Source organism: Persicimonas caeni (genome assembly GCF_006517175.1).
Taxonomy (GTDB): domain Bacteria; phylum Myxococcota_A; class Bradymonadia; order Bradymonadales; family Bradymonadaceae; genus Persicimonas; species Persicimonas caeni.
Genome location: NZ_CP041186.1, coordinates 5,263,708 through 5,287,956, shown reverse-complemented (window position 1 = coordinate 5,287,956; position 24,249 = coordinate 5,263,708). Strand labels below are relative to the sequence as shown.

The window sequence follows — 24,249 nt, the reverse complement described above, 5'->3', positions numbered from 1 at the left end:
GGCGCTCTCGCGGGGACTACCGTTGGTGCTCATCGCCCAAGCGTACCCGCCGCCCGCCTTCGGCTTCAATCGACGAATGCAACGATTTGGTGATGATATGCGCTACCTGCAACATCTTCCTCCCCGCGCGGAGCGAAGGGGAGGACCGAGGAGGGGCGTCCTCTTCCACGTAGCGAAGCGTAGTGGAGGAGGATTCAGGAGGAGGAAAAAAGGCGCGCGAAAGGCCAGAGGGGCCTCTCCCTCGGTCCCTCTCCACCCTTCGCTTTGCTTCGGGCGGAAAGGGAGGCCTCTCCTTGGTCCTCTCCTTCCCTTCGCTTCGCTACGGGTGGAGAGGAGAACGTTGCCTGACTGGACTCGTTTACAGGTTCGCGAGGCGCTCGCGCAGCACGTCGAGGCGCAGGTCGGCGGCGCCGCCGGGCGAGGTGCGCGCGTCGAGGCTCTGCTGCGGGGTGCGGCTGGCGAGCTCGTCCCAGGCGCCGGCGACCTGGCGGTAGGCCTCACGGAAGGGGACGCCGTCGCGGGCGAGCTCGACGGCGCGGTCGGTGGCGTACATCTCCGGCTCGATGGCCTCGGCCATGCGCTCGGCGTCGAACTCGAGGGCGCCCAAGAGCTCGCTGACGATCGCCAGGGCGTCCAAGCCGCGGGTCATCGCGCGCAGGACCGGCGGTTTGCTGGCCTGTAGGTCGCGGTGGTAGCCGCTCGACAGCGACAAGAGCGACTGCAGCTCGGCCATGGCTCCCTGGACGACGCCATAGCTCGCGCGCAAGAGCTCGACGACGTCGGGATTTCGCTTGTTCGGCATGATCGACGAGCCGGTGGTGAACCGGTCCGGCAGCTCGACGAAGCTGAACTCGCGGGTCGTAAAGAGGCTCAAGTCCCAGGCGAGTCGGCGTACGTCGAGTAGCGCTTGGCCCAGCGCCATGAGCGCCTGCAGCTCGAATTTGCCGCGGCTATTCTGCGCGTAAATCGGCGAGAGTTGCACGCGCTCGAAGTCGAGTTCGTCGGTCACCCCGTCGCGGTCGAGCGGCAGGTTGACGCCGTAGCCGGCGGCGGTGCCCAGCGGATTCGAGTCGACGAAGGTGCGGGTGTGCTTGGCCAGCCGAGCGTTGTCGATGAACGCCTCGGCAAAAGCAGCGAACCACATGCCGGTCGACGACGGCACCGCGCGCTGCAGGTGCGTGTAGCCGGGCATCGGCACGTCGTCGTTGGCGGCGCGCTCCAGGCAGATCTCGGCGGCGCGCTTGCAGTGCTTGGCGAGCTCGTCGAGCGTGTCGCGAAGGTAGAGGCGCGAGGCGACCAGCACCTGGTCGTTTCGGCTACGCCCGGTGTGCACCTTGCGGCCTACGTCGCCGAGCTTGTCGGTCAGGTACGCCTCGATGGCCGAGTGGCCATCCTCGAAGCGCTCGTCGAGCACGAACTCGCCGCGCTCGAACTCGCCTGCGAGTGCGTCGAGCCCCTCGAGCAGGCTGTCGCGCTCCTCCTCACTCAACAGCTCGATGCGCTCCAGGCCGCGCACGTGCGCCTTCGATGCCTGGATGTCGTACAGGAAGAGTTGACGGTCGAGCACGACGTCTTCGCCTGCGCAAAAGCGCATGATGCGCGCGTCAATCTCGGCGTTTCCTTTATCCCAAAGTGGCGAACTCATCGGATGCCCTCCAACTCACCAAACCCACACGCCAGGTTGATATTCTGCAGCGCCTGCGTGGCCGCTCCCTTGAGCAGGTTGTCCAGCGTGACCACGACCACCAGGTGCTCGCCGTTGTCGTCGACCGAGATGCCGCCGATGCGCACGGCGTGCTCGCCAGCGTTGTCTTTGACCAGCGGGATATCGTCGACCAGTTCGACGAGGGGCTCGTCGGCGTAGGCTTCGTCGAAGAGCGCGCGGATCTGCTCGGCGCTCTTGGGTCGGCCAAGCTGGACCGACAGCGTGAGCGTGATGCCCCGGAAAAACGGCGCGACGTGCGGCGTGAAGTAGATCTGGCTACCCAGATGCCGGCTCACCTCCTTCTCGTGGGTGTGGCCGGTCAGGCTGTAGGGCATCAGGTTGTCGCTCAGGACCTCGAGGTCGTTCTTCGGCGACGGCTTGGTGCCTGCGCCGCTGTAGCCCGACACGCCGAACGCCTGCGGCGGTGCGATGGCCAGGTCGACCACCGGCGCCAGGCCGAGCTGCATGCCCGTGGCGTAGCAGCCGGGATTCGAGATGCGCGTGGCGCCCTTGAGCTGCTCGCGAAACCGCTCGGTCTGCCCGTAGGTCCAGGTGTCGTCGAAGCGGTGGTCCGAGCTCAGGTCGAGGATGACCGTGTCGGGGCACTCGCGCTCGATGGCGTCGATGAACGCCCCGGAGATGCCGTTCGGCAGGGCGAGCACGCAGACGTCGGCGGCGTACTCGGCGACGTCGTCGGGCGAGAGCTCCTCGAAGCGAAGCTCGCCGTCGTAGGCGTCGACGTGGTCGGCCAGGCGCTCGCCGGCGAGCTCGCGGGAGCTGACGTAGGTGAGCTCGAAGCCCGAGTGGGCGGTGAGCAGCGTGATCAACTCGGCGCCCGTGTAGCCACGCGCGCCGACGATTCCGATCGTTTTGGTGGTCATTGGTGTACTCAATTGCTTTCTGGGGGCCCCTGCGACGGCTTCGCTTACGCTTCGCCGCCACCTCCCTCACGGGGGAGGAGTGTTTCGGGCATGTCGAGCGCCGTGTCGACGCATTGTTTCATCTCTTCGAAGGACTCCATGCCGTACCAGAAGACGACCCATTTGCCCTGCCGGAAGCTTCCCTGAGCCTCCTCGAAGTACCAGCCGTTGATCGGGTTTTCGACGCGCGAGCGCCAGAAGAGCTTGGGGTTTTCGTCCTTCATGCGCAGCCAAATCGAGCCGCCGAGGCCTTCGCCTTGCGCCTCTTCGGTGACCCCGATCTTGTCGAGGTACGGGATGCCTCCCTCCTGCGTGAGCACGGCGGTGGCCCGGTACGACTCGGAGACGTAGGTGCGATAGAACGACTTCTTGTCGAAGTAATTGTCGGTCAGCGGGCGCCCGAAGCAGGCGGCGATGAGCTCGGAGAGGTTCTCGCGGTCGACTCCGTCCATACCGTCGTGACACAAGATCTGCTCGCCGCGGCGCACCAGCGTGCCGGAGCCGCGGTGGGTGAACAGCTCCTTGGCCAGGTGCTCCGGGTTGGTGATGGAGACCGACGAGGAGAGCGGAAGCTCGTTCAGAAGCGAGTTGATCTGTTGGATCTTCAGGCGCATGCCGCCCTGGACCCAGTCCTGATTCATCAGGTGGTCGAAGTCCTCGGCCAAGTTGACCGATGGGATGATGCGTCCGTAGTTGTCGAGCAGGCCGCCGGTGCCGGTCAAAAAGATGATCTTAAACGGCTCGATGCGCAGCGCGAGTTTGTTGGCCGCGACGTCAGCGTTGACGTTGAGGATTTGGCCGCCCGGGGTTTCGCCCAAGCTCGACAGGATCGGCAGGTGTCCCGAGCGGATGCTCGAGCGAATCGGGTCGAGGTCGATGTCAGTGACCTCGCCGACCAGCCCGAAGCGCTCCTCGTCCATGAAGTCGGCCTGGAAGACCCCGCTCGGGATGGGCCGGGCGCGGGTGCCGAGCTCTTCGAGCGCCTCGACGAGGCGCCAGTTTTCGCGCTGGAAGACCTTGCGGGCGACCTCGAGCACCTCGGGCGAAGTCACGCGCATGCCGTCGACGCGCTCGGTCTCGATCCCCTCGGCGTCGAGGGCCTCGTTGAGCTGGACGCCGCCGCCGTGGATGACGATCGGGTAGAGGCCGACGCGGTACAAAAAGCTGAGCGACGAGACCAGGTTCTCGAGGTCGTCGCGCAGGATCGCCCCGCCGACTTTGACCACCGCAAAGCGGGTCGACTCCACGCTCGAAAAGCGCTTCAGGTACTGCTCGACCTCTTTGCGGCTGCCGATATTGCTCAGCAGCCGAACGATTGTGTTGCGTGTTTCTTTCATGCGGGGCTTCTGCGTTACGACAGGAGACGCCGATAGGTCTCGGCGACGCGTTTCAACTGCTCCAGGGCGACCCATTCGCCGGCGGTATGGGCCTGGGCGATATCACCCGGACCGTACACCAGCGAAGTAAAACCCGCCTCGGAGAAGAGCGAGGCCTCCGTCCAAAAATCGACCGGATCGCCGACGGGCAAACCGAGGTCGTCGGCCAGCCGACGTGCGTCGGCGGCGACTTCGCCTTTGCCCTTGCCGCCTTCGGCCGGCAGCGTCGGGCCGTAAAAGCCCGGCGCCCACTCGACGTGCGCGTCGGTCGGGGCCAGCGCCTCGAAGTCGGCCATGACGGCCTCGGCGTCCTGGTCGGGAAGCGGCCGAAACCCAAAGCGCACCGTCGCCGACGGCGCGATGATATTGGGCTTGATGCCGCCTTCGAAGACGCCGAGGTTGAAGCGAATGCCGCTCAGGCTCTTGTAAGAGGTGCGCTCGTTTCGCTCGGCGTACTCCAGCGCAGCCTCCGCCCAGCGCACGGCGCGATGCACCGCGCTGTCCTCGAGCGCGCGGCGGTCGGAGGCGTGCCCGGCGATGCCGTGAAAGGTGCCCGTGTAGGTGGCGATGCCGCGGTGCTCGAGCACGGCCTCGGCCTGCGTCGGCTCGGCGACGATGACCGCGTCGTAGTCGCGGCGGCGCTTCAGAAACTGGCGCACGCACCGGCTCGAGCCGGCCTCCTCGTCGCTGGTGAACAGGAGCGCGACGTCCCCGTCGGTCTCCTCGACCGCCGCGAGCATGCACGCCGCGGCGCCCTTGATATCGCACGCGCCCAACCCCACCGCGCGCTCGTCGTCGACGACGAGGTCGAAGGGGTCGGTCTCCCACTTCTCCGACGCCGGAACGGTGTCGATGTGAAAGTTGAACAAGACGCGCGGCTCGCCGCGAACGGCGAGCAAGCTCTGGCAACCCTCGCCATGGTCTTCGAACTCGAGGTCGAAGGTGGCAAGCCGGGCACGCAGATAGCGGATGATGCCGCTATCGGCGATCTGGCGCGGCGGGTTCTGCGTGTCGCAGGCGACGAGCTCGCGCAGGTGGTCGAGCGTGGTTGAGAGTAAGTCGCTCATGTCATTCCGAGTCGAAGTCGTTGACCTCGGCCCACAGGGTCGAGGATTGACCGAAGAGCTTGATGAAGCCCTCCGCCTCCTGCACGCCCCAGTCGGCACTCTGGGCGTACACCGCGTCTTTGCGGCGCAGGATATGTTCGCTGTCGACTTTGACCGCGTCGACGCGACCGCCGTAGGTCTCGAGGGTCACGGTGCCGTTGACCTTGCGCTGCGAGCTCTCCAGATACGCCTCGAGGTCGGCCTTGAGCGGCTCGTAGAAGAAGCCTTCGTAGACCAGCTCGACCCACTTGTCAGCGACGGTCGGCTTGAAGCGGTTCTGGTGCTTGGTGAGCACGGCCTCTTCGAGGGCGCGGTGCGCGGTCAGAAGTGCGGTCAGCCCGGGCGCCTCGAACACGATGCGGCCCTTGAGGCCGATGGTGGTGTCGCCGGTGTAGGGGCTGCGGCCCACGCCGTAGGCGCCGAAGCGCTCGTTGAGCGCGGCGAGCATCTGGGGACCGTCGAGGTGTTCGCCGTCGATGGAAACCGGCGTGCCCTTGAAGAAGCCGATCTCGACGCGCAGCGGCTCGTCGGGCCACTCGGACGGGTGGGCGGTGAGCTGGTAGGTCTCCTCGCCGGGGATCTCCCACTCGTCGACCTCCGAGCCGGAAGTGGTCACGCCGAGCAGGTTTTCGTTGATCGTGTAGACGGTGGTCTTGGGGCGCACCTCGAAGCCGCGCTCCTCGAGATACTGCTGCTCGAACTCGCGCACGTTGTCGCGCTCTTGCTGGATCTCGCGAATGGGCGCCAGAATCTCGAAGTCGCCCAGCGCGCGCACCGTCAAGTCGAAGCGCACCTGGTCGTTACCCATGCCGGTGCAGCCGTGAGCGAACAGCTTGGTACCGCGCTCCTCGCACACCTCGAGCGACTTGCGCACGATGAGGTAGCGGTCCGAGCACAGCAACGGGTACTGGTTCTGGTAGGTCTTGCCACCGTGAACCAGCGGCACGACGACCTCGTCCCAGATCTCCTGGCCGACCTCGGCCACCAGGTGCTCCTTGGCGCCCAGCGCGTAGGCGCGGTCCTCGATATACTGGAGCTCCTCGTCGTCGACACCACCGGTGTCCACAAAGAGAGTGACCACCTCATAACCCTTCTCGACGAGCCACGGCACACAAAAGCTGGTGTCCAGGCCGCCGGAAAATGCAAGTACGACTTCTTTCGACATATCTAACTCTCTGCTTGGGATTCACCACGGGGGACACGGCGAACACGGGAAACGGCTTTGTAAACTTTAGACTGCCTTCCTCCGTGCCCCCCCGTGTCTCCGTGGTGAATTTGCGGTTCAATCTCCGATAAGGCCCGCCATGAGCGCCTTTTGGACGTGCAAGCGGTTCTCTGCTTCGTCAATGGCCACCGACTGCTCCGAATCCAACACTTCGCCGGTCACTTTGACGTTGCGGCGAACGGGCAAACAGTGGCTGAAAAGTGCGTTGTTGGTCATCGCCATCTTCTCGGAGTCGACGATGAAGTGCTGGTATTGGTCGCGGATCTCGCGCTCGGCGTCCCAACGGCCGAAGTACGGCAACGCCCCCCAACTCTTGGCGTAGACGACGTCGGCGCCGTCGTAGGCCTCTTCGATGTCGTGGGTGACGGTCAACTCGTGGCCGTTCTGCGAGCAGTACTCGCTGGCCGCGTTCATGTAGCGCTCGTCGAGCAGGTAGTCCTCGGTGGGGCACAGAAGCGTGACGTCCATACCGAATTTCGACGCGATGATCAGCCCGGAGTTGGCCACCGCGGTGTTGAGCGGCTTGGGGTGGTAGGTCCAGGTGAGCACGAACTTCTTGCCGTCGACCTGCCCCAGGTGCTCCTGGAGGGTCAACATGTGGGCCATCTCCTGACACGGGTGGGTGATGGTCTCCATGTTGATGACCGGCACCGTCGCGTACTCGGCGAACGCCTTGATGACGTGGTCGCGGCGGTCCTGCTCCCAGTTCTCGAACTTGGGGAAGGCGCGCACGGCGATGATGTCGCAGTAGCGGCTCAGGACCCGCGCCGCCTCGATGACGTGCTCTTCGGCGTCGGCGTCCATCTTGGCGCCCACCTCGAACTCCATGGGCCAGGCGCCGCGGCCCGGCTGCAGCACCACCGCGTGGCCGCCCAACTGGCGGGCGCCCACGTCGAAGGAGGTGCGCGTGCGAAGCGACGGGTTGAAGAAGACGAGCGCGACCGACTTGTCTTTGAGGAGCGGCTGAATCGGGTCAGCCTTGAGAGCCTTGGCGTGGTCCAAGAACGCCTGCAGCTCCTCGCGCGACCAGTCGAGGGTGGTGATAAAGTGTTTCACGGCGGTTTTCCGAGGGTATTCGCTAGGTTTGTCAGGTGGCCCGCGCACATGACGCGCTGCATCAAGTGCGCGCCGCTGCAATGTAAAGACGGGCCCAAAAACTGTCAACGACTGCGTCGACGGTCTCGGGGTTTGAGGAGGATTGCTCCGTTTACGCAGAAGCTCGGGGGCCTCTTCTCGGGCGAATGAACGGCGTAGACTTACGCCACCCGAGGAGCCTTAGCGTCGATCGCATTCTTCCTCGAAGAGGCCCCCTTCGCATTCTGCTACTGACTCGTCACGCGCTGCGAGCCGAAGAACGAGCGGGTGGCCTCTCCGAGGGAGACCGCGATCGACGCGATTGATTTGCTGCTGGCGCATCCCACCGCCGTTCGGTCGACGGAGGAGAGGCCCCAGCTGGTTCGAAGGCGGATCTCTCAGTTCGGGCTACTGCAACCGGAGGACCACTTCGTCGTCGGCGAGTCGGTCGAAGCTGACCTGCTGGCACGTTGTCGGCCCCAGGCTCGCATAACCGCCCCCGTCGACGACCTCCTCGGCGTAGCAGAACGTGGCTACCAGCTCGTCTTGGGGCGGTGCGGTCTGGCGTTCGCAGGCTTGGTCGCCAACCTGGTCGGGCGCCCAGAGCTTGCCGCTCCAGGTGTCGGACAACTCCTCTCCGGCCGCAAATCGGTACGCCTCCTCGGTGGGCGCCGGGCACGCGATGTCGGGGCACGGCTCGTGGCACATCTCGTCGGGGTTCTGCTCGACCGTCGAACAATCGCAAAGGCCGCACGACGACATCAACGTGTACGTCTCGTCGCCGTTGCCCACCGTGTACCACGACCCGTAGCAGCCATACTCTTGGGTCGCACCGTCCGGATTGGCGTACAGGTCCTTGCCCGTCTCGTTGATCATGCGGAAGGTGATGTCGTGGGTCTCACGCTCGGGGATTTCTACGCGCACGACCTGCCCGCCGGGCTCCAACTCGAAGTCGACCGGCAGGCACCGAGAGCCGGTGATGGCGTAGTTTTCGTCGTCGAAGCCCGTGCCCCAGCAAAATTCGGCCTCCAGCGGCTGCCCGACGGCGAGCTCGGGCATCTCGCAGCCCTCTTCCGTCGTCTCCCAGATGCGCCCGTCCCACGTGAAGCGGCGCGCTTCGCCGTCAGCCAACTCCGTCCACTCCCGCATCGGCTGGCCGGGGCAGTCGTAGGCGCACACGGCGCAGTCATCGGGCTCGTCGCAATTGCACACATGACAGCCGTCGCTCAGGCGCATCCACGACACGCCGTTCCGGTTCACCGACAGCCAGTGATTGTCTCCAAAGGCGCATGGCATCCCGGCGATCTGGTCGTGCGCGTAGACGGTGCCTCCCGACTCGTTGACCAGCTCGAAGACCACCTCGTAGTTGACGGTGCCTCCGTCTTGACCGCCGCCATCGTCGCCTCCGTCGCGGCCCGTGTCAGAATGCGCGTCCTCGCCGGCATCCTCGCCGGCGTCCTCGTGGCCGATATCCCAGCCCTCGTTGTTGGCTTGCTCGGCGTCGTCGGAGCAGGCGAGGCCAACGCAGCAAAGCGCGGCACAGATGAAGACGTAGATAGAACGCATGGAGACTCCGTGGTCGGTAGTTGAAGGACGTTCTCATCATCATTTAAAGGAGATTACAAGACTCGTGCCACGACGCATATCCCGGCGCACCCGCACGCTATGCGCCTCGCGTGGGCTTCAGGTGGCCAACCCTCTCTACCCTCTACAGATTTCTGAGGATTTCGCCGTGACTTTCTGAGACCAACTATGAAAGGATGATGTAGCTTATACAGCACACGTCACAGAAATGTCACAATCTCCTCTGCCCACGAAGGCGAGAGATGATTGTCGCGCTATTGTTTGGACTTCTTCAACGGAGATGTAGATGCGCTGTGCCACAGCCGGTTCGACGACGACTGACGGAAACCGAGCAATCGAAGAGGCGTACGAGGCGATCGTCAGCGAGCTCGGCGGAGCTCCCGACGTTCTCTTTCTGTACGCCTCGGTCGAATACGACGCCGCGGCGATCAACGCCCGGCTCGCCGAGCTCGCCGAGGGGGCGGCGATCCACGGCGGCACTTCCTGCCAGGGTGTGATGACGCAACAAGGGATGTTCGGCGAAGACGGCCGCGGCCTGGCGCTGATGGCCCTGAGCGACCCCGAAGGCGCCTACGGCGTGGGCATGGCCCACATCGGCGACGACCCCAAAGGCGCCGCCGGCGAGGCAGTCCAGCAAGCGCTGGGCGCCTCCGGTCGCATCGGCGAGGTGCCCGAGCTCATTTGGGTGACCGCCGAGCCCGGCTCCGAAGAGGACGTCATCGCCGGCATCGAGGCGCTCGTCGGGCCCAAGGTGCCGGTGCTCGGAGGCAGCGCGGCCGACAACGAGGTCGCCGGCAACTGGTTCCAATTTGCCAACGGCGAGGTGAGCTCCAACGCGGTGGTCGTCACGGCGATGTTCCCGTCGAGCCAGGTCGGCTTTTCGTTCCACAGCGGCTACGAACCAACCGGCCACACCGGCACGGTCACCCGCGCCGACGACCGCATCCTGTACGAGATCGACGGCCGCCCGGCCGCCGAAGTCTACAACGAGTGGACCGACGGCGCAGTGAGCGACGAGCTCGACGGCGGCGGCAACGTGCTCGCCAAGACCTCCCTGCACCCCCTGGGTCGTGAGGTCGGCCAGCTCGAATCGACCTCCTACTTCCAGTTGTCTCACCCCGACCAGGTCACCGAGGACGGCGCGCTCACCCTCTTCTCGCGCGTCGAAGAAGGCGAGAAGCTCGTGCACATGACCGGCACGATCGACTCGTTGACCACGCGCGCAGCCCGCGTCGCCCAGGCTGCCCTCGAGACGACCTTTCGCGACAGCGACGAGGTCGCCGGCGCACTGGTCATCTACTGCGCCGGCTGCATGCTCACCGTCCAAGACCGCATCGACGAAGTCTCCGACGGCCTCAACGAGGCCCTGGGCGGCAAGCCGTACCTGGGCGCGTTCACCTTCGGCGAGCAAGGTTGCTTTATCGGCGGCGAGAACCGTCATGGTAACCTTATGATTTCAGTGGTAACTCTGTACGAGTGATCCCTTCCGAACCCGCGCCCGGGGGAGCGCGGGATCTGACCCCCGCATCAGCAGCAATCTGCAGTAGCCACTTATGACAGAGTCCGCAGAAACATTGCGCGAGGCGTTGCTCGATCTGGAGCGCGCCCGACGAGCCGAGCGCGAGTTGCGCGTTCAAACCGAAGGCCTGCTCCGGGGCCTGGAACTGCTAGGGTCGAGCGAGGGAGACCAGGAGACGTTCTCGCAACTCCTCGAATTGCTCAGTGACCTGCTCGAGTTCGAGGACGCCTTCATCTTGTCGACCGCCGACGACGGCCAGCTCAAGAGCGTGGCCTCGACGTGCCCGACCTTCGCAGACATCGTGTGGCCCTCGGGCCAGCTGACCGACCGGGTGCTCGGCGGCGAGCCGGTGGCGGTGTTCAACACCGCGCTCATCCCCGAATGGAAGGAGTTGCGTGAACGGAGCGGCGCGTGCGCCTCGAACGTCACCTCGGCGCTGCATATTGGGCTTCGCGACAAGCCCCACGCCTCGCTATTGGTGTGCACCCACCCCGAGCCCGCCTTCTTTGCGCCTCGCCACGTCCAGCTGGCGCGCCGCTTCAGCATGCTGGCCACCCAGGCGCTGGTGAACCGCGACCTGCGCGAGATGAAGCTTCGCGCCTTCGAGCGCTCGATGCGCGACCAGTTTTTCAGCGTCTCGCGCGACCTGATGGGCATCCTCGACGTCGACGGCGGCTTTCGCCAACTCAACCCGGCCGTCGAAGATCAGTTGGGCTACAAGGCCAGCGAGCTGTGCGGCCATCCGTTCGTCGAACTCGTCGACGAGCGCGACGTCGAGCTCGTCGAAGCCGAGCTCGCCCTGCTCGCCGAGGATCGCGCGGCGGTGACCTTCGAGGCGCGCTTTTGCGCCCGCGACGGACGGCGGCGCTGGCTGCAGTGGAATATGACCGCCTCTCAGGAGGACGGACTCGTCTACGCCGCCGGTCGCGACATCACCCAGCGCCGCGAGTCCGAAGAGCGGCTGCAAAACTTGAACGAAGAGCTTCGCCGCGCCCGCGACGAGGCCCTGGAGGCGAGCCAGGCCAAGAGCACGTTTTTGGCAAATATGAGCCACGAGCTTCGCACCCCGCTCAACGCCGTCATCGGCTACTCCGAGATGCTCATCGAGGACATGGGTCTCGAGGAGGGCGCGAGCATGTACGTCGAGGATCTCGAGCGCATTCTGACCGCGGGCAAGCATCTACTGGCGCTGATCAACGACGTGCTCGACCTGTCGAAGATCGAGGCCGGACGCATGCAGGTCCACCTGCAGAGCGTCGACCTGGGCGAGCTGCTCGACGATATCCAGTCGACCATCGCCCCGCTGGTGGCCAAGAACCAGAACGAACTCGTCCTCGAGAACACCGACGGGGTCGGCCACCTGACGAGCGACCCGACCAAGCTTCGCCAGATCTTGTTCAACCTGTTGAGCAACGCCGCCAAGTTCACCACCGGGGGCACCATCAGCGTGCAGATCGACGCGCACGAGACCAAAGACGAGGTGGTCTTCGTGGTCTCGGACACCGGCATCGGCATGAGCGAGGAGCAGCTCGACCGGGTTTTCGACGCCTTCTCGCAGGCCGATTCGTCGACGACGCGAAAATACGGCGGCACGGGCCTCGGGCTGACGATCACGCGCCACTTCTGCAAGATGCTCGGCGGCGGCATGGACGTCGTCTCCACCCCCGGCGAAGGCACCACTTTTACCGTGCGCCTGCCGCGCAGCGGAGCGATCAGCACCGACGAGGGCGTCGAGACGCTGGCCAACCTCGACGAGTCGTCGGCCGTCGACGACCCGCTGGTGCTCGTCATCGACGACGACCCGCACACCCAACACCTGCTCAAGCGCACGCTGCTGCGCGCCGGCTACCAGGTCGCCTGCGCCTCGAACGGCAGCGAGGGCGTCTTCCTGGCCGAGCAACTCCAGCCCGACGTGATCACCCTCGACGTGCTCATGCCCTTGATGGACGGGTGGACCGCGCTTCGCCGCATCAAAGAGAGCGACAACCTGTCCGACACGCCGGTCGTGCTGATCACCATGGTCGACGACCGCGAGCGCGGCATGGCCCTGGGCGCCGAGCACTTTTTGTCGAAGCCCATCGACCGCGACGAATTGGTCGGCCTGCTCGACACCTTCCGCGGGCGCGGCGGCGACGGCGACATCCTGCTCGTCGAGGATGACGAAGCCTCCCGCGAGCTCATCGGCAAGCTGCTTCGCCGCGAGGGATTCAACGTCGTCGAGGCGGTCAACGGCCGCGAGGCCCTCGACAAGCTCGACACATGCAACCTCGAGCTCGTACTCCTCGACCTGATGATGCCCGACGTCGACGGCTTCGAGTTCCTGGCGCGCTTCCGCGGCCTCGAGGCGTACGCCGACGTCCCCGTGGTGGTGCTCACGGCCAAACACCTGTCCGAAAAAGATTACGAACGCCTGCAGGGGAGCGTGGAGCAGATCTTGCGCAAGGCGGGTCAGGAGCAGACGAACCTGGTCAGCGACGTCTTAGCGGCGGTGAGGAAGTTCACGACGTGAGAAACTGTCGCGCGTAATTACATTCGTCGATGCCCCATTTCATTGCTTATCCAAACAAGAAAGGGACATCGACCATGACCCAACTCGACCAGAAAACCGACGAGTTCAACCAGACCGAAGCCCACGTCTGGCGCGAGATCAAAGCCTTCAAGAACCAGAACGACGGCCTGCGCGCCCGCTTCCAGCAGGGCGTCGACGAGAAGCTCGACGACGTGGCCACCAAGCTGCAGCAGACGACGTCGGGTGAGACGACCGAAAAGGCGATCGACGCGGTCATCAGTGTGCTCAACGACGCCTCGTCGTGGACACTGCGGCCCGAGAAGATCTGGGAGAATTTCCAAGAGGAAGGGCTGAGCGTCTCGGATCTGAACGACGTGCGCGGCCTGGAGCTCGACGAGATCGAAAAGGTCGTCGACAACCTCGATCGCAAGTACAACTCCATCGCGTTCGCCCAGGGAACGGCCACCGGCGCCGCCGGCCTGCCCGGGGCGCTAGCCGACCTTCCCGCGCTCGTGGGCCTGTGCCTGCGGGCCATCAACGAATATGCCATCAGCTACGGCTTCGACATCGACGACGCCGACGAGCGCGCCATGGCCGTCTTAACCTTGGCCGCGGCCGCGAGCTCGGGCGAGTCGCGCGGCGAGATGTTCGAGCGCATCGAGAAACACGCGCGCACCACCCACGGCCAGCGCAGCCACCGCGGCGAGGTGCCCGAGCCGATCATGGACGAGGTCGCCAAAGAGCTGGTCGTACGCTTGGCCCGAGGCTCCCTCGCCCAGGCCCTCCCCCTTGTGGGCGCGCTCGTAGGCGGTGGAATCAACCGCGCCTTCGTCAAGCACGTGTGCGAGACCGCCCGTCGCGTCTACGAAGAGCGTTGGTTGATGCGCCGATACGAATTCGGCGAGCAAACCGGCTGATCGGACGGCCACAAAGTCGACGTCGATCGTCCACTCGACCCGCGCGGCGGAACCAACCCCGCGCGGGTTTTCAACTTGGCACTTGGTTGGCCAAACAAGCCCGCGCGGGTTTTCGACTTGGCACTTGGTTGGCCAAACAAACCCGCGCTGGCGTACAGGATCGCCCGCGCGCCAGCACCAACCCCGCGCTGGCGCACCAGTTGGCGTTTGTTCGCGTAACCAAGGCCAAGGTGGCGGGCCAGCGCGGGTTTGTGTGCGCCGCAAAGCCGCGCCCATCTACCCAAATGCGGTTGGTTCCGGAAACAAGTGCCTTCTGGCGCAGCAAAATGCACTTGGTTCCGGAAACAAGTGCCCGCTGGCGCAGCAAAATGCGGTTGGTTCTGGAACCAACCCCGCGCTCAACTTCTTGCGCCGGTTTGGTTGCGTCGATCAGGCCGCGTCGACGGTCGAGCGCGGGTTTGTCGCCGTCACAAAGCCCTTTTGCGCCCCCTACCCCCCCGGCCGGCGCTCCGAGGGGCGCTGGGAGACCGTGTAGCCCAGCCCCTCGATGGCGTGAGCGATGGAGCGGGCGCTCGTGATGTCGTTGTCGTAGCGCACCCACACCATCTGCGTGCGCAAGTCGGCGCTGGCCGAGTCGACCCCGCGCACCTCGTCGACCGCATCTTCGATGCGCTCCATATCACTCGTCGAGACGAGTTCCGGTACGTACAACTCGAGCATGTCTTGCATGGCTGCCTCCCTGGGCGTCGCGCCCCTGGTTCCAAGACTTCAGAACAACGTCTCCGATTGCGTGATCACGCCGTCGCCGTTGGAGTCGTTCGTGATGAAGAGCCCCTCGCCGTACTCGTTCTGGGCGATATTGTCGTCGCTGTCGTTGTCGAAGCGCGAGAAGACCGGGTCGATGTCGACGTTCTGCAGAAACTCGTCGCGGGTGAGTTGGCCGTCGCCGTCGACGTCGAGCGACGAGAAGGCGCCCAGCTCAGTGCCCTTTTCGAACCAGGCGTCGATGGCCCCCATGTACTGCGGCTCGGTGAGCACGCCGTCGTTGTTGCCGTCCCACATATCGAACATCCCGCGGGCAAACTCCTCCTTATTGAGTTGTTTGTCCTCGTCGATATCCCACTGACTGAACAGGCGCTGGTCGCGGATGGCCTGGCGATACTCCTCGCGATCGAGCACGTCGTCGCCCGTCGTGTCGAACTCGACCCAGTTGTCGATCAACCCCTCGGGCACCGCCTCACCGGGCCCCGACTCCTCGTCGGACTCCTCGAGCATAGAAGGCGTGTCGCACCCCACGAGCCCGAAGCCCGCGATGGGCGCCAAGAAAAACAAAACTACGACTGCTAGCAGGCTGTTGCGCTCCATGATGCCCTCGTCGACGAGTACAAACCAAGTGCCGCTCCCCATGACTGAGATTTAATCACGGAACGGTTGCTGTCTTGGGGCCTGCGGGCCGGTCGGGGGGGCTGCGGCCCGGTTGTGGGTCTTGAGTCTTGGGTCTTGGGGTGTGCGTTGCAGGCAGCACGCTAGAACAGAAGAATTCGCCGCGTACGGTCCGCCACGGCCCGATCTCTGAAAAAAGTACGCAACGATTTTCGATTTTTGCCGAAAACCGTAATGAGGGGTGGAAGTATCGTGGCCACGAATTTCCCCACAAATTTCAAACGGGCGGGTGAGTCGGAGTTCGTTTTGGCTCACTGCCCGGGTGGCTGAGCCGGTGGGCTCGGACTGCGGCGGAACGGTTTCCCGATCCGCAAAACAGAGCTTTCGTAGCGAGCGTTTCTTCGAGGAGATGTGGGACCGTACCTCTTCGACGCGCTCGGCGGAGGCCGAGCCGGTAGCTTCGCCCTTGCGGCGGAGCGCAGTTACCGGATTTGCCCGGTGCGGGTTTGTTGATGCGTCGAAGTTCGGATGTGGCGTGAAGATGGGCCTGTGCCATGTGGAGTGCCGCAGCGGCGTCGTCGTAGCTTGTAGGTCGTGGCGTCGGGGTGGGCATGCGCTCAGCGTATGACCTATCCGAGGTGGCTTCAAAACGGGGCGGGCCTAGCCCGTTAGCCGATCACAATCACAAGCAAATCCGCAGCGCCCATGCCGGCGAATATTGTCGGCAGGCGCACCGGTGTGTCATCACGATGGAGATGGGCCGGCGGCTTAGCTGCTCAGGCTCATTCACCGGCGGGGTGAACCCGCCGGGGTCTTCGGGGGAGTTGGGCGCCTTGATAGCTGCTCAGGCTCATTCACCGGCGGGGTGAACCCGCCGGGGTCTTTGGGGCGCTCGCCCCTTCAACCAGCGCTGGAAGCGCTGCCTCCAATGGCAAGGCCGCTCGCCCCTTCAACCAGCGCTGGAAGCGCTGCCTCCAATGGCGGGGCCGCTCGCCCCTGCCACCAGCGCTCGAAGCGCTGCCTCCGAATGAAGGCGGCCTTCGCGGTTCCCCTCGCCGAAGGCCTCGTCAACACCGACGCGGCCACAACGCCCAGGCGAGCACCCACAGGGCGACCAGGTTGGTCACCGCGAAGATGAGCATGACGTAGTTGGGGAAGAGGGCGCCGAGGAAACCGGCGGGGAAGTACGGAAGGCCCGACCAGGCGATGCGCCGGTCTTGGGCAAAGCCCAGGATGGCCGCGCCCATCCCGTAGTACATCACTTCGCCGGCGATCGCGGGCATCAGGGGGAGGTCGGCGATCCAGATGATCGTGCGGTAGCAGGCCGAGCCGATGAGCATCATCAACAGGCCGAGCATCATGCGGCGGTTGGCGGAGTTCTGGAAGAGCCAGCGTCGCCCGAAGCGCAGCGCGACGACGAGCATGACCACCAAGAAGACGCCGTGGGCGACGAGCAGCTCGTGGGTGATGGGCATGTCCCAGAAGCGCCAGCTCGTGTCGATGAGCACGCCCAGGCCGCAGAAGACCACGCCCAAGACGGCGGCGAAGACGCTGCGGGAGGTGCGTCCGACCTCGGGGTCGACCTCGCGCTTGATCTTTTGGAGGTGCTCGAACTCCTGCTCGCGATTCTCGAGCTCCTCGCCGAGCGCCTCGAGGCGGCGATCGAAGTCGGGGCGTGGCTCGGGGAAGTCGGCGATGAGCAATGAGGCGGCCTGATAGGCGCCGCGAGACAGCTCGCGCTCGGCCATCGTCTCGAGGACGGCTTGCAGGCCGTGCTTGGCGGCGGGGTTGTCGCGCTCGACGCGCAGCGCCTGCTCGAAGCCGAAGCGACACTCGCCGAAGAGCTTGTAAATCTGTGCTTCGCCGGGAACCTGCGCCGCGTCTGCGGAGTCACCCCGGGCGTCCTCGCTCAGCATGTCGCGCAGGATGGCCAGGCGTTGGGCGGCCTCGTCGGCCAGGGCGAGCGCCTCGCGGTGGCGGGTGAAGTCGACGAGCGCGTGGCGAAACGCCTCGGCCGACTCGAAGCGCTCGGCGGGGTCGGCGGCCATGGCGCGATGGCAGATGTCGACGAGCGGCTGGGGCACCGACACGTCGTAGTCGTGGGGCTGCGAGCAAAACGCCTCGAAGAGCATCGCCTGCAACGTGTCGCCCCTGTGGGGCGGATGACCGGTCAAGATCTCGTGCAGGATCGCGCCGAGCAGGTAGACGTCGGTGCGCTTGGAGAGCTGGCGACCGTCGCCGGTGACCATCTCGGGGGCCATGTAGGCGGGCGTGCCCGCCGGTGAAGTCACCTCGGCGACCGACGGCAAGCGCCCCCTGGGGTCCTCGTCGAGGCGCACCGCGATGCCCCAGTCGAGCACGTAGACCTCGCCGAACTCGCCGATCATGACGTTTTCGGGTTTGAGATCGCGGTGGATGATCCCCTTGCTGTGCGCGTAGTGCACCGCGTTGCACACCTGCGCCAGGATATCGATATGCCAGTCGAGGGGGTCGTCGGAGTCGAAGTCGCGCGGGGCCTTCGACGGGTCGCGCAGCAACTCGCTCCAGGAGACGCCCTCGATGCGCTTCATGACGATGAGGGGCTCGTCGTCGGCGTCGCGCCCCAGCGTGTAGACCGGGATGATATTGGGGTGCTCGAGGAGCCCGGTGGTCCATCCCTCGCGCAGGAGCGCCATGCGCATCTCTTGAGAGCGCGCCTCGTCGCGCAGGCCTTTGACGGCCACGTCGCGGCCCATGGGCACCTGATTCGCCAGCGACACCAGCCCCATGCCCCCCTCGCCGATGGTGTGCTTGAAGTCGAGTTCGGGCATCGCCTCCGGCGCCTCGGCGCCCGCCCGCGGGCCGACGAGCCGAGGAAGCCTGGGCAGACTTCGGCGCGCGTCGGCCTCCATGAGCTTCGTCTTGGGGCGCATCGTGTGGGTGAGCTTGACGTCGATGGTCTGGTCTTGGAGCCCGATGGTCTCCCAGACCTTCGTAAACTCGGCGAGTCGGTCGGCCTTGGTCTTGTCGACCTCGATCTTGTCGGCTTTTGTAGGCGCGTTCATGGCGTTTCGCGGGGGGATGGCACCGGCGCCCAGATGATAGTCGCTCGTCCCGAAATGATCGAGCAGCACTTCTCCACACCCGGAGTGTTCTTTCTCCAGTCGTGCCTATCGAGTCTCGCGAGGTAGCCGTACAGGAGGCTTGCGCAGGCGTCCGGTACATTGGCACGCCCCCTGCAGTGTCTTATCAACATCAAAGCTTCGATTGTTTTCTGGAGATAAATGATGACACGCGCACTCATCCAACAGAGCATCGCCCTGGCCGTCAGCCTGGCCACCTTCGTCGGGTGTGGTCCCCACCGAGCCGAGGACAACGCCGCGACGGCCACGCGCCTGGAGCGCCACGCCGAATTCACCCAAGACATGCAGCTAGTGCGCCGTTACGACGAGGGTCTCGTGGACACTCTGTCTTACCTGGGCGAGCACCAAGAGCTTTTGCCCAACCCCGAGGGGCAATCGGACGTGAGCGCGGCTGACAAGAACAAGCTTCGCGACGTCCACGGCTCGGTGCTCGACCGGATGCGCGCGCTCGACCAGGTCAAGACCTTCTGGAAGGGCTCGCTTCGCATCAACCCGCTGACCGACAAGAAGGCGCATGCCCGCGCCTTCACCGCCGGCTTTGCCGCCTGGCTCGTCCAGTACCGCCGCGGGCTCGAGTACGTCGAGATGACCGTGCCCAACAAGCCGCTCGAGACGGTCTTGGACGAGGCTTCGCCGGCTCACGACCTCCCGGAGGGCTCGTTCGGCGACCTCAAATACCAGATCATCCACGTCAAAGAGGTCTCACGCCTGTTTGCCGGCTACGGCTACTACAAGACGATTCGTGACGACCTGCGCGAGTCGAATTGTCACAACGAGGAGCCGTGCGCGTTCGCCATGGAACTCATCGAGACGCATTACGAGGCGTCCAAAGCGCAGCTCGAAGACCGCGGCGTGGTCGATTTTAGCTACAACGCGTGGGATATCGCCCGCGACACCAGCTTCAAGGCGTGGTTCCCGGTGCAGACGAAGGTGGCCATGTGGATGGGCGACACCCGCGTGCGCCGTAAGCACCAGTACTTGATCTCGAACGACCAACTGCGAGTCATGCGCGACGCGCTCGACCCGGGCGACATCGTGGTCACGCGAAGCAACTGGTACGTCTCGAACGTCGGCCTGCCCGGCTTCTGGCCGCACTCGGAGCTGTACGTCGGCTCGCCCGACGAGCTCGAAGCCTACTTCGACGACGAGGCGGTCGACGCCCACTTCAAAGAGAAGACCGGCCACGACGGGTTGGTTGCCTATCTTAAGGCCGAACACCCGCAGGCATGGGCCGAGTTCACCCGGCGCGACGCCGACGGCAAACCGCACCGGATCATCGAGGCGCGCTCGGAGGGCGTGGTGTTCAACTCCATCTATGAGGCCGCCGGCGCCGACTACGCCGCCGCGATGCGCCCGACGACCGACAAACTCGCCAAGGCGCAGGCCATCGCCAAGGCGTTTGGCCACTGGGGCAAGCCGTACGACTTCAACTTCGACTTTCTGACCGACCAAAAGTTGGTGTGCACCGAGCTGGTCTACAAGGCGTGGCAGCCGGCCGAGAAGAAAGAAGGCGTCGACTTCGAACTCGACTACGTCATGGGCCGCACCACCCTGCCCGTCAACGAGATCGTGCGCCAATTCGACACGCAGTACGAGTCCAACGAGCGCCCGCTCGAGTTCGTCTACTTCCTCGACGGGCGCGAGTCTTCGGGCTCGGCGGTGGTCGCCGGGGTCGACGAGTTCAGAAAGACGTGGAAGCGACCCAAGTGGGATTTTGCGCAAAAGTAGCTCAGTGAGGGTTCAGAAACTCGCCCACCGCATCGACGATCCGCTCCGGGTTTTCCAGATGCACGTGATGGCCGCCCTCGACCTCGAACACCTCGAGGGTGGCGATCGCGTCGATGCGACGCTGCATGTGCGCCGCGTCGGTCGGCCAGCCGCTCCTGGGGCGAATGAGCAGCGACGGGCATTCAATTTCGCCGAAGAAGGCGAGCACCTGCTCTTCGGTGAGTCGCAGATTGGAGGCGCCGCGCAGGAAAAGGTCGTAGGTGAAGCGCCATTGGCCGTCGTCGAGTTGCTCCAGGCCGCGATCGACGAGCAACTTGGCGTTCGCGGGTGACAGACCGTGCACCTCTGAGACCGTGTTGACCGCATCCTCGGGCGAGTTGAACACCCGCGAGCTCTTCTCGGAGAGGACCTTGCGCTCGTCGAGGGCTTTTCGAAGCTGGCCGGGCGCCTCCGAGGCGGGGCTCGCCCACGGGCCAAGCCCGTCGATGAGCACCATGCGCTCGATGCGCTCGGGGTAAGTGCCCGCCGCAAGGCTAGCCGCGGCGGCGCCCATCGAGTGACACATCAGCGAGAAAGTCTGCCAGCCGAGGGCGTCGGCGACGTCGAAGAAGATCGGGACCCAGTCGATAAAATGGTACGTCACCCCCGGCGGGCGGTGATCGGATCGGCCGTGTCCCGGAAAATCGAACGCCACGATGCGCAACCCGTCGAGCATCGGAGCGAGGCGATCGAAGGTGGCGGCGTTGTCGAGCCAGCCGTGGGCGCTCAGGACCGGTTTTCCGTCCTCCGGACCCCATGTTTTGGCGGCGATCTCGAGGCCGGGAATGTGGATCTCGATGTTCTGGCTGCTGTTGATGTCCATAGGGACCCTTGCTTTTCGAAATGCTCCCGTTAGGTTGTATGTTACATGAACCGACGCGCATGCATAACGCAAGGCGCGTTATAGCGCAGCGTTTGCTGCACCAAGTTTCAAAGCACCTAGCAAGAAAGGAGCACTTATCGGAAGAAGAGGAAGCAGACACAATCGGCGCCGCAACAGTGACGCGCATCGCACCAATCACGAAATTCGCGCAGACAAAATCCGGCTGATCGATCCGGACGGCGAACAGCTTGGCGTGGTGTCGGCCAAAGAAGGTCAGATGAAGGCCAAAGACTTGGGCCTCGATCTGGTCGAAGTGGCGCCGAAAGCAAGACCGCCGGTCTGTCGCATCATGGACTACGGGAAATACAAGTACCAACAGTCCAAGAAAGAGAAAAAGACAGACAACGTCTCGCTCAAGACGGTGCGCATGCGCCCGAAGACCGACGACCATGACCTCAAGACCAAGATGAATCGCGCCCAGCGGTTCCTCGAGAAGGGCAATCAGGTCAAGTTCGTCATGCAGATGCGTGGGCGTGAGCGCAAGTATACCGACAGGTGGATCGACCTGCTCGAAGAGATGATCCACGACCTGGAAGAGCAGATGGACCGTGACCTCAAGATGGTCAACGCTCCGGAGAGCGCAGGTTGGCAGATCAACGCGCTCGTCGAGCCCGGTTAATGGGCCGACCGAAGATTAGAATTTGAAGGTCATTCCGACCTGAACAGACGGAGCCGGCGCCTTTTGGGCGGCCGGCTTCGCTGCTTCTTGGCTGCCAGCGTTGGGAGACGCCGTCTGGTCGGAGACGATCAGCCAGACGCCCGTACTGGCGGTGACCGCCCCCGCGCCGTACAGCGAGGGCACCAGCCAGGAGGCGGTGTCTGCGTCGCCCTGGCGAGCGCTCAAGATATGATAGCCGGCGGTGCCGGCCACGATGGCCGCGCCGGTCGCCAGCAGCGCCCAACCGGCGGTATTCGACTCGTCGACGCGAGCGACGCCCTCGCCCTGCCCCATCGGGGGGCCGAGTTGGACGCGGACTGACGACAGGCGCTCTTCGACGCGCTCGTCGGTCTCGAGCAAGGCGACGCGCTCGACGATCAAGCGCGCCCGCTCGACGTCCCCTGCGGCGATGGCCGCCTCGGCCTCATCGAGGCGGCAGTGGCCGAGGACCGAGCGCGCCTCGATGCGATCTTTGACGGTCATCTCGTCGGCGAGCAGAAAAAAGACGGCCGCCTCGCTCGCCTCTTCACAGCGTTCGGCCTTGAACCAAGCGATGGCGGCGTTCTTGCGCAGGTTCGGATCGGGCACGAACTCGTGCGCCTCCTCGAACTTGCGCGCTGCCTCGACAAACTCGCCTTCGGCGAACGCCGAAAAGCCCGCCTCGTTGAGCTCGAGCATGCGTTGCTCGGCGCGGGCCTCATCCGGCGCGTCGGCTGGCGCTCCGGCCGGCTCGGCGGCCCGAACGACCGCGGGCAGATGCATGCCGCTGAAGACGAGCGCCACCGCCAACATGACCGGCAACCACCCCTTCTTGTCCGTCGCTTCGTGGGACACAGGCATGCAACGTTCTCGCTGTGTGCTAGTAGGTCAGCTCGAGCTTACGTGGCCGCTTCTTCTTGTCATCGGGCCGCGGCGTCGGCCGAGGCTTGCCGCGCTCTTCGGCCTGCTTGGCGCGGCCGGGCTTGTCGGCGGCGATCGTCGTCTTCGCCTCGTCGGCCTCTGCTTCTTGCTTGTCGTCGCCTTCCTCTTCGGCGGCTGCTTTCACCCCGTCGGAGGCCTGGGACGATTCATCCGTGGCCGTCAAGCTCGGCTCGTCGTCTTCGGAGGGCGTGGCGGGACGTGCACGATCGACCTGCTCTTGCGGCTCGGCTTTCGCGGGCTCCGAGGGCGTCGTATCAGCGAACCACAAGACGCCGGCGACCGCCGCGACCACGAATCCGACGGCGAGCGCCACCACACCGGCACGACCCGGTCCGTCGGCGGCCTCGGTCGAGTCGCCGTCCTCGCTCGCCGCCGCCGAGGCGGCGTCTGCGGCGAGCATCGTACCAAAGGCGCTGTCGTGACTGGCGCGCTCGTCCGAGTCGAGCGCCAAGGTTTTACGGTCCTCGATCGGGAGCTGTGCCTGCGGCAGGGGCGTATCGGCCTGGTCGTAGTTGACCAAGGTCTGCTCTCCCGACTGCGCCACCGGAGCGGTCTTGGTCTCGAGGGCGTCCTGCGAGGCGGAAGCATCGCGCTTGTAGCGATCGAGGCTCGCCATCGAGAACTCTTGGCTCGGCTCGAGGGCGACATAAGGCCTCAAAATCTCGAGGATTTCGTCGGCCGATTGCAGCCGGTGGGCCGGCTTTTTGGCCAACATCCGGTAGACCATCGCCTCGACCTCGTCGGGCGCCCTGCCCGACTTCATCTCGGGGATGGGGTCGTTCATGTGCATGGAGAGCAGCCGTTGGACCACGCTCGACTCGTAGGGAAGCCGCCCCTCGATGAGTTCGTAGGCGAGCACGCCCAGCGAGTAGTAGTCGCACGCGGGGGTCAGGTTCAGGTCGCCGCGGCACTGCTCGGGGCTCATGTAGGCGGGCGTGCCGTTGATCTCGCCGAAGTTGGTCAGCCGCGAGTCGTCGACCGAGCCTGCGTTGCCCTTCTCGCCGCCTTCGGACGGGGCGGCCTCCTCGCGGATGCGCGCCAGGCCGAAGTCGAGGACCTTGACGCTCGAGTAGCCGCCATCGCCGGCGACGAGCATGATATTTTCGGGCTTGAGATCGCGGTGCAAGATGCCGCGCTCGTGGGCGTGCTGCAGCGCGGTGGTCACCTGGTAGAGCACGTGGAAGATCTGCTCGAGCGACAGGCGGCCGTCGCGCATCTCGTCGGCCAAAGTGCGTCCCTCGACGAACTCGGTGACCATATAGAAGCAGCCGAGCTCGTCGTCGGAGCCGAAGTCGAACAGCGTCAGGCAACTGCTGTGGTTCATACGCGCGACCGCCTTGGCCTCGCGCAAGAAGCGCTCTTTGCTCAGTTCGCGGTCGCGAATCGCCGGGTGCAACAGCTTGATGGCCACGGTGCGGTCGACCGCGAGCTGGGTGCCCGCATAGACCTTGCCGATGGCCCCGGCGCCGATCACCTCGTCGAGACGATAGCGCTCGTCGAGGATCCTGCCCAGGTAGCCCCCGTCGCCACCTGATGGATTGTCGGACGTTGTCGCCATTCGCAGCACACTCCACACATCA

Annotated in this window: 18 protein-coding genes; 5 read left to right on the top strand and 13 right to left on the bottom strand. The window is 64.9% G+C overall.

Translation table 11 applies throughout. The features are described 5' to 3' along the window. Positions 1-358: 358 nt before the first annotated feature. From argH to FIV42_RS19420, 7 genes are all read right to left on the bottom strand, one after another. A complete protein-coding gene (argH, locus tag FIV42_RS19450) occupies positions 359-1,645 on the bottom strand; it encodes an argininosuccinate lyase (RefSeq protein ID WP_141199303.1) in 1,287 nt (428 codons plus the stop codon). After that, positions 1,642-2,586 (bottom strand): N-acetyl-gamma-glutamyl-phosphate reductase, encoded by a 945-nt coding sequence (gene argC / locus FIV42_RS19445; RefSeq protein ID WP_141199302.1) that lies wholly within the window; start codon positions 2,584-2,586, stop codon positions 1,642-1,644. Before argC ends, argH begins: the two co-directional genes overlap by 4 nt. 44 nt (positions 2,587-2,630) lie before the next feature. Then, the gene (locus tag FIV42_RS19440) at positions 2,631-3,962 is read right to left on the bottom strand and encodes an acetylglutamate kinase (RefSeq protein WP_141199301.1); all 1,332 of its coding nucleotides are present in this window, start codon (positions 3,960-3,962) and stop codon (positions 2,631-2,633) included. Between the two features lie 14 nt (positions 3,963-3,976). Then, entirely contained in the window at positions 3,977-5,068 is a 1,092-nt protein-coding gene (locus FIV42_RS19435; protein WP_141199300.1) for an acetylornithine deacetylase, read from the bottom strand. 1 nt (position 5,069) lies between these two features. Beyond that, positions 5,070-6,272 carry an argininosuccinate synthase gene (locus FIV42_RS19430; RefSeq protein ID WP_141199299.1) on the bottom strand — a complete coding sequence of 401 codons (1,203 nt, stop codon included), beginning with the start codon at positions 6,270-6,272 and terminating at the stop codon, positions 5,070-5,072. Positions 6,273-6,389: 117 nt separating this feature from the next. Next, the gene (locus FIV42_RS19425; RefSeq protein ID WP_141199298.1) at positions 6,390-7,388 is read right to left on the bottom strand and encodes an N-acetylornithine carbamoyltransferase; all 999 of its coding nucleotides are present in this window, start codon (positions 7,386-7,388) and stop codon (positions 6,390-6,392) included. Between the two features lie 426 nt (positions 7,389-7,814). Beyond that, positions 7,815-8,972, bottom strand: coding sequence for a hypothetical protein (locus FIV42_RS19420; RefSeq protein WP_141199297.1), 1,158 nt, complete (start codon positions 8,970-8,972; stop codon positions 7,815-7,817). A 304-nt stretch (positions 8,973-9,276) separates the two neighbouring features. Between FIV42_RS19420 and FIV42_RS19415 the strand changes: the two genes are divergently transcribed. The 3 genes from FIV42_RS19415 (at position 9,277) to FIV42_RS19405 (ending at position 13,935) form a co-directional block, all read left to right on the top strand. After that, entirely contained in the window at positions 9,277-10,470 is a 1,194-nt protein-coding gene (locus FIV42_RS19415) for an FIST signal transduction protein (RefSeq protein WP_141199296.1), read from the top strand. 73 nt (positions 10,471-10,543) lie between these two features. Further along, entirely contained in the window at positions 10,544-13,018 is a 2,475-nt protein-coding gene (locus tag FIV42_RS19410; RefSeq protein ID WP_141199295.1) for a response regulator, read from the top strand. 74 nt (positions 13,019-13,092) lie between these two features. Next, the gene (locus tag FIV42_RS19405) at positions 13,093-13,935 is read left to right on the top strand and encodes an EcsC family protein (protein WP_168210777.1); all 843 of its coding nucleotides are present in this window, start codon (positions 13,093-13,095) and stop codon (positions 13,933-13,935) included. 489 nt (positions 13,936-14,424) lie between these two features. Here the strand turns inward: FIV42_RS19405 and FIV42_RS19400 are convergent, their stop codons facing one another. The 3 genes from FIV42_RS19400 to FIV42_RS19390 all read right to left on the bottom strand — a co-directional run bounded on the left by FIV42_RS19400 (position 14,425) and on the right by FIV42_RS19390 (position 18,362). Beyond that, positions 14,425-14,664: a heavy-metal-associated domain-containing protein gene (locus FIV42_RS19400; protein WP_141199293.1), complete on the bottom strand. Its 240-nt coding sequence runs from the start codon at positions 14,662-14,664 to the stop codon at positions 14,425-14,427. A gap of 39 nt (positions 14,665-14,703) precedes the next feature. Then, positions 14,704-15,300 (bottom strand): CREC-EF hand family protein, encoded by a 597-nt coding sequence (locus FIV42_RS19395; RefSeq protein ID WP_141199292.1) that lies wholly within the window; start codon positions 15,298-15,300, stop codon positions 14,704-14,706. Between the two features lie 1,085 nt (positions 15,301-16,385). Continuing rightward, positions 16,386-18,362, bottom strand: a complete 1,977-nt coding sequence (locus FIV42_RS19390) for a serine/threonine-protein kinase (RefSeq protein WP_141199291.1) — start codon at positions 18,360-18,362, stop codon at positions 16,386-16,388. Between the two features lie 222 nt (positions 18,363-18,584). On the opposite strand from FIV42_RS19390, the gene FIV42_RS19385 reads away from it, so the two are divergent. Beyond that, positions 18,585-20,168 (top strand): YiiX/YebB-like N1pC/P60 family cysteine hydrolase, encoded by a 1,584-nt coding sequence (locus FIV42_RS19385; RefSeq protein ID WP_168210776.1) that lies wholly within the window; start codon positions 18,585-18,587, stop codon positions 20,166-20,168. A 1-nt stretch (position 20,169) separates the two neighbouring features. Here the strand turns inward: FIV42_RS19385 and FIV42_RS19380 are convergent, their stop codons facing one another. Next, the gene (locus FIV42_RS19380; protein ID WP_141199289.1) at positions 20,170-21,030 is read right to left on the bottom strand and encodes an alpha/beta fold hydrolase; all 861 of its coding nucleotides are present in this window, start codon (positions 21,028-21,030) and stop codon (positions 20,170-20,172) included. 136 nt (positions 21,031-21,166) lie between these two features. Between FIV42_RS19380 and infC the strand changes: the two genes are divergently transcribed. Continuing rightward, positions 21,167-21,709 carry a translation initiation factor IF-3 gene (gene infC, locus FIV42_RS19375; RefSeq protein ID WP_141199288.1) on the top strand — a complete coding sequence of 181 codons (543 nt, stop codon included), beginning with the start codon at positions 21,167-21,169 and terminating at the stop codon, positions 21,707-21,709. A gap of 15 nt (positions 21,710-21,724) precedes the next feature. On the opposite strand, the gene FIV42_RS19370 is transcribed toward infC, so the two are convergent. Together FIV42_RS19370 and FIV42_RS19365 are read right to left on the bottom strand one after the other, a co-directional pair. Continuing rightward, a complete protein-coding gene (locus FIV42_RS19370; protein ID WP_141199287.1) occupies positions 21,725-22,588 on the bottom strand; it encodes a hypothetical protein in 864 nt (287 codons plus the stop codon). Positions 22,589-22,607: 19 nt separating this feature from the next. Then, entirely contained in the window at positions 22,608-24,227 is a 1,620-nt protein-coding gene (locus tag FIV42_RS19365; protein ID WP_168210775.1) for a serine/threonine protein kinase, read from the bottom strand. Positions 24,228-24,249 lie beyond the last annotated feature (22 nt).

Excerpts from the sequence above, each read along its gene's own strand:
- FIV42_RS19370 (WP_141199287.1), bottom strand. The coding sequence starts at position 22,588 with ATGCCTGTGTCCCACGAAGCGACGGACAAGAAGGGGTGGTTGCCGGTC.
- FIV42_RS19410 (WP_141199295.1), top strand. The coding sequence starts at position 10,544 with ATGACAGAGTCCGCAGAAACATTGCGCGAGGCGTTGCTCGATCTGGAG.
- FIV42_RS19390 (WP_141199291.1), bottom strand. The coding sequence starts at position 18,362 with ATGAACGCGCCTACAAAAGCCGACAAGATCGAGGTCGACAAGACCAAG.
- argH (WP_141199303.1), bottom strand. The coding sequence starts at position 1,645 with ATGAGTTCGCCACTTTGGGATAAAGGAAACGCCGAGATTGACGCGCGC.
- argC (WP_141199302.1), bottom strand. The coding sequence starts at position 2,586 with ATGACCACCAAAACGATCGGAATCGTCGGCGCGCGTGGCTACACGGGC.
- FIV42_RS19440 (WP_141199301.1), bottom strand. The coding sequence starts at position 3,962 with ATGAAAGAAACACGCAACACAATCGTTCGGCTGCTGAGCAATATCGGC.
- FIV42_RS19395 (WP_141199292.1), bottom strand. The coding sequence starts at position 15,300 with ATGGAGCGCAACAGCCTGCTAGCAGTCGTAGTTTTGTTTTTCTTGGCG.
- FIV42_RS19430 (WP_141199299.1), bottom strand. The coding sequence starts at position 6,272 with ATGTCGAAAGAAGTCGTACTTGCATTTTCCGGCGGCCTGGACACCAGC.
- FIV42_RS19415 (WP_141199296.1), top strand. The coding sequence starts at position 9,277 with ATGCGCTGTGCCACAGCCGGTTCGACGACGACTGACGGAAACCGAGCA.
- FIV42_RS19435 (WP_141199300.1), bottom strand. The coding sequence starts at position 5,068 with ATGAGCGACTTACTCTCAACCACGCTCGACCACCTGCGCGAGCTCGTC.
- FIV42_RS19365 (WP_168210775.1), bottom strand. The coding sequence starts at position 24,227 with ATGGCGACAACGTCCGACAATCCATCAGGTGGCGACGGGGGCTACCTG.
- FIV42_RS19405 (WP_168210777.1), top strand. The coding sequence starts at position 13,093 with ATGACCCAACTCGACCAGAAAACCGACGAGTTCAACCAGACCGAAGCC.
- FIV42_RS19420 (WP_141199297.1), bottom strand. The coding sequence starts at position 8,972 with ATGCGTTCTATCTACGTCTTCATCTGTGCCGCGCTTTGCTGCGTTGGC.
- FIV42_RS19380 (WP_141199289.1), bottom strand. The coding sequence starts at position 21,030 with ATGGACATCAACAGCAGCCAGAACATCGAGATCCACATTCCCGGCCTC.
- FIV42_RS19400 (WP_141199293.1), bottom strand. The coding sequence starts at position 14,664 with ATGCAAGACATGCTCGAGTTGTACGTACCGGAACTCGTCTCGACGAGT.
- FIV42_RS19385 (WP_168210776.1), top strand. The coding sequence starts at position 18,585 with ATGACACGCGCACTCATCCAACAGAGCATCGCCCTGGCCGTCAGCCTG.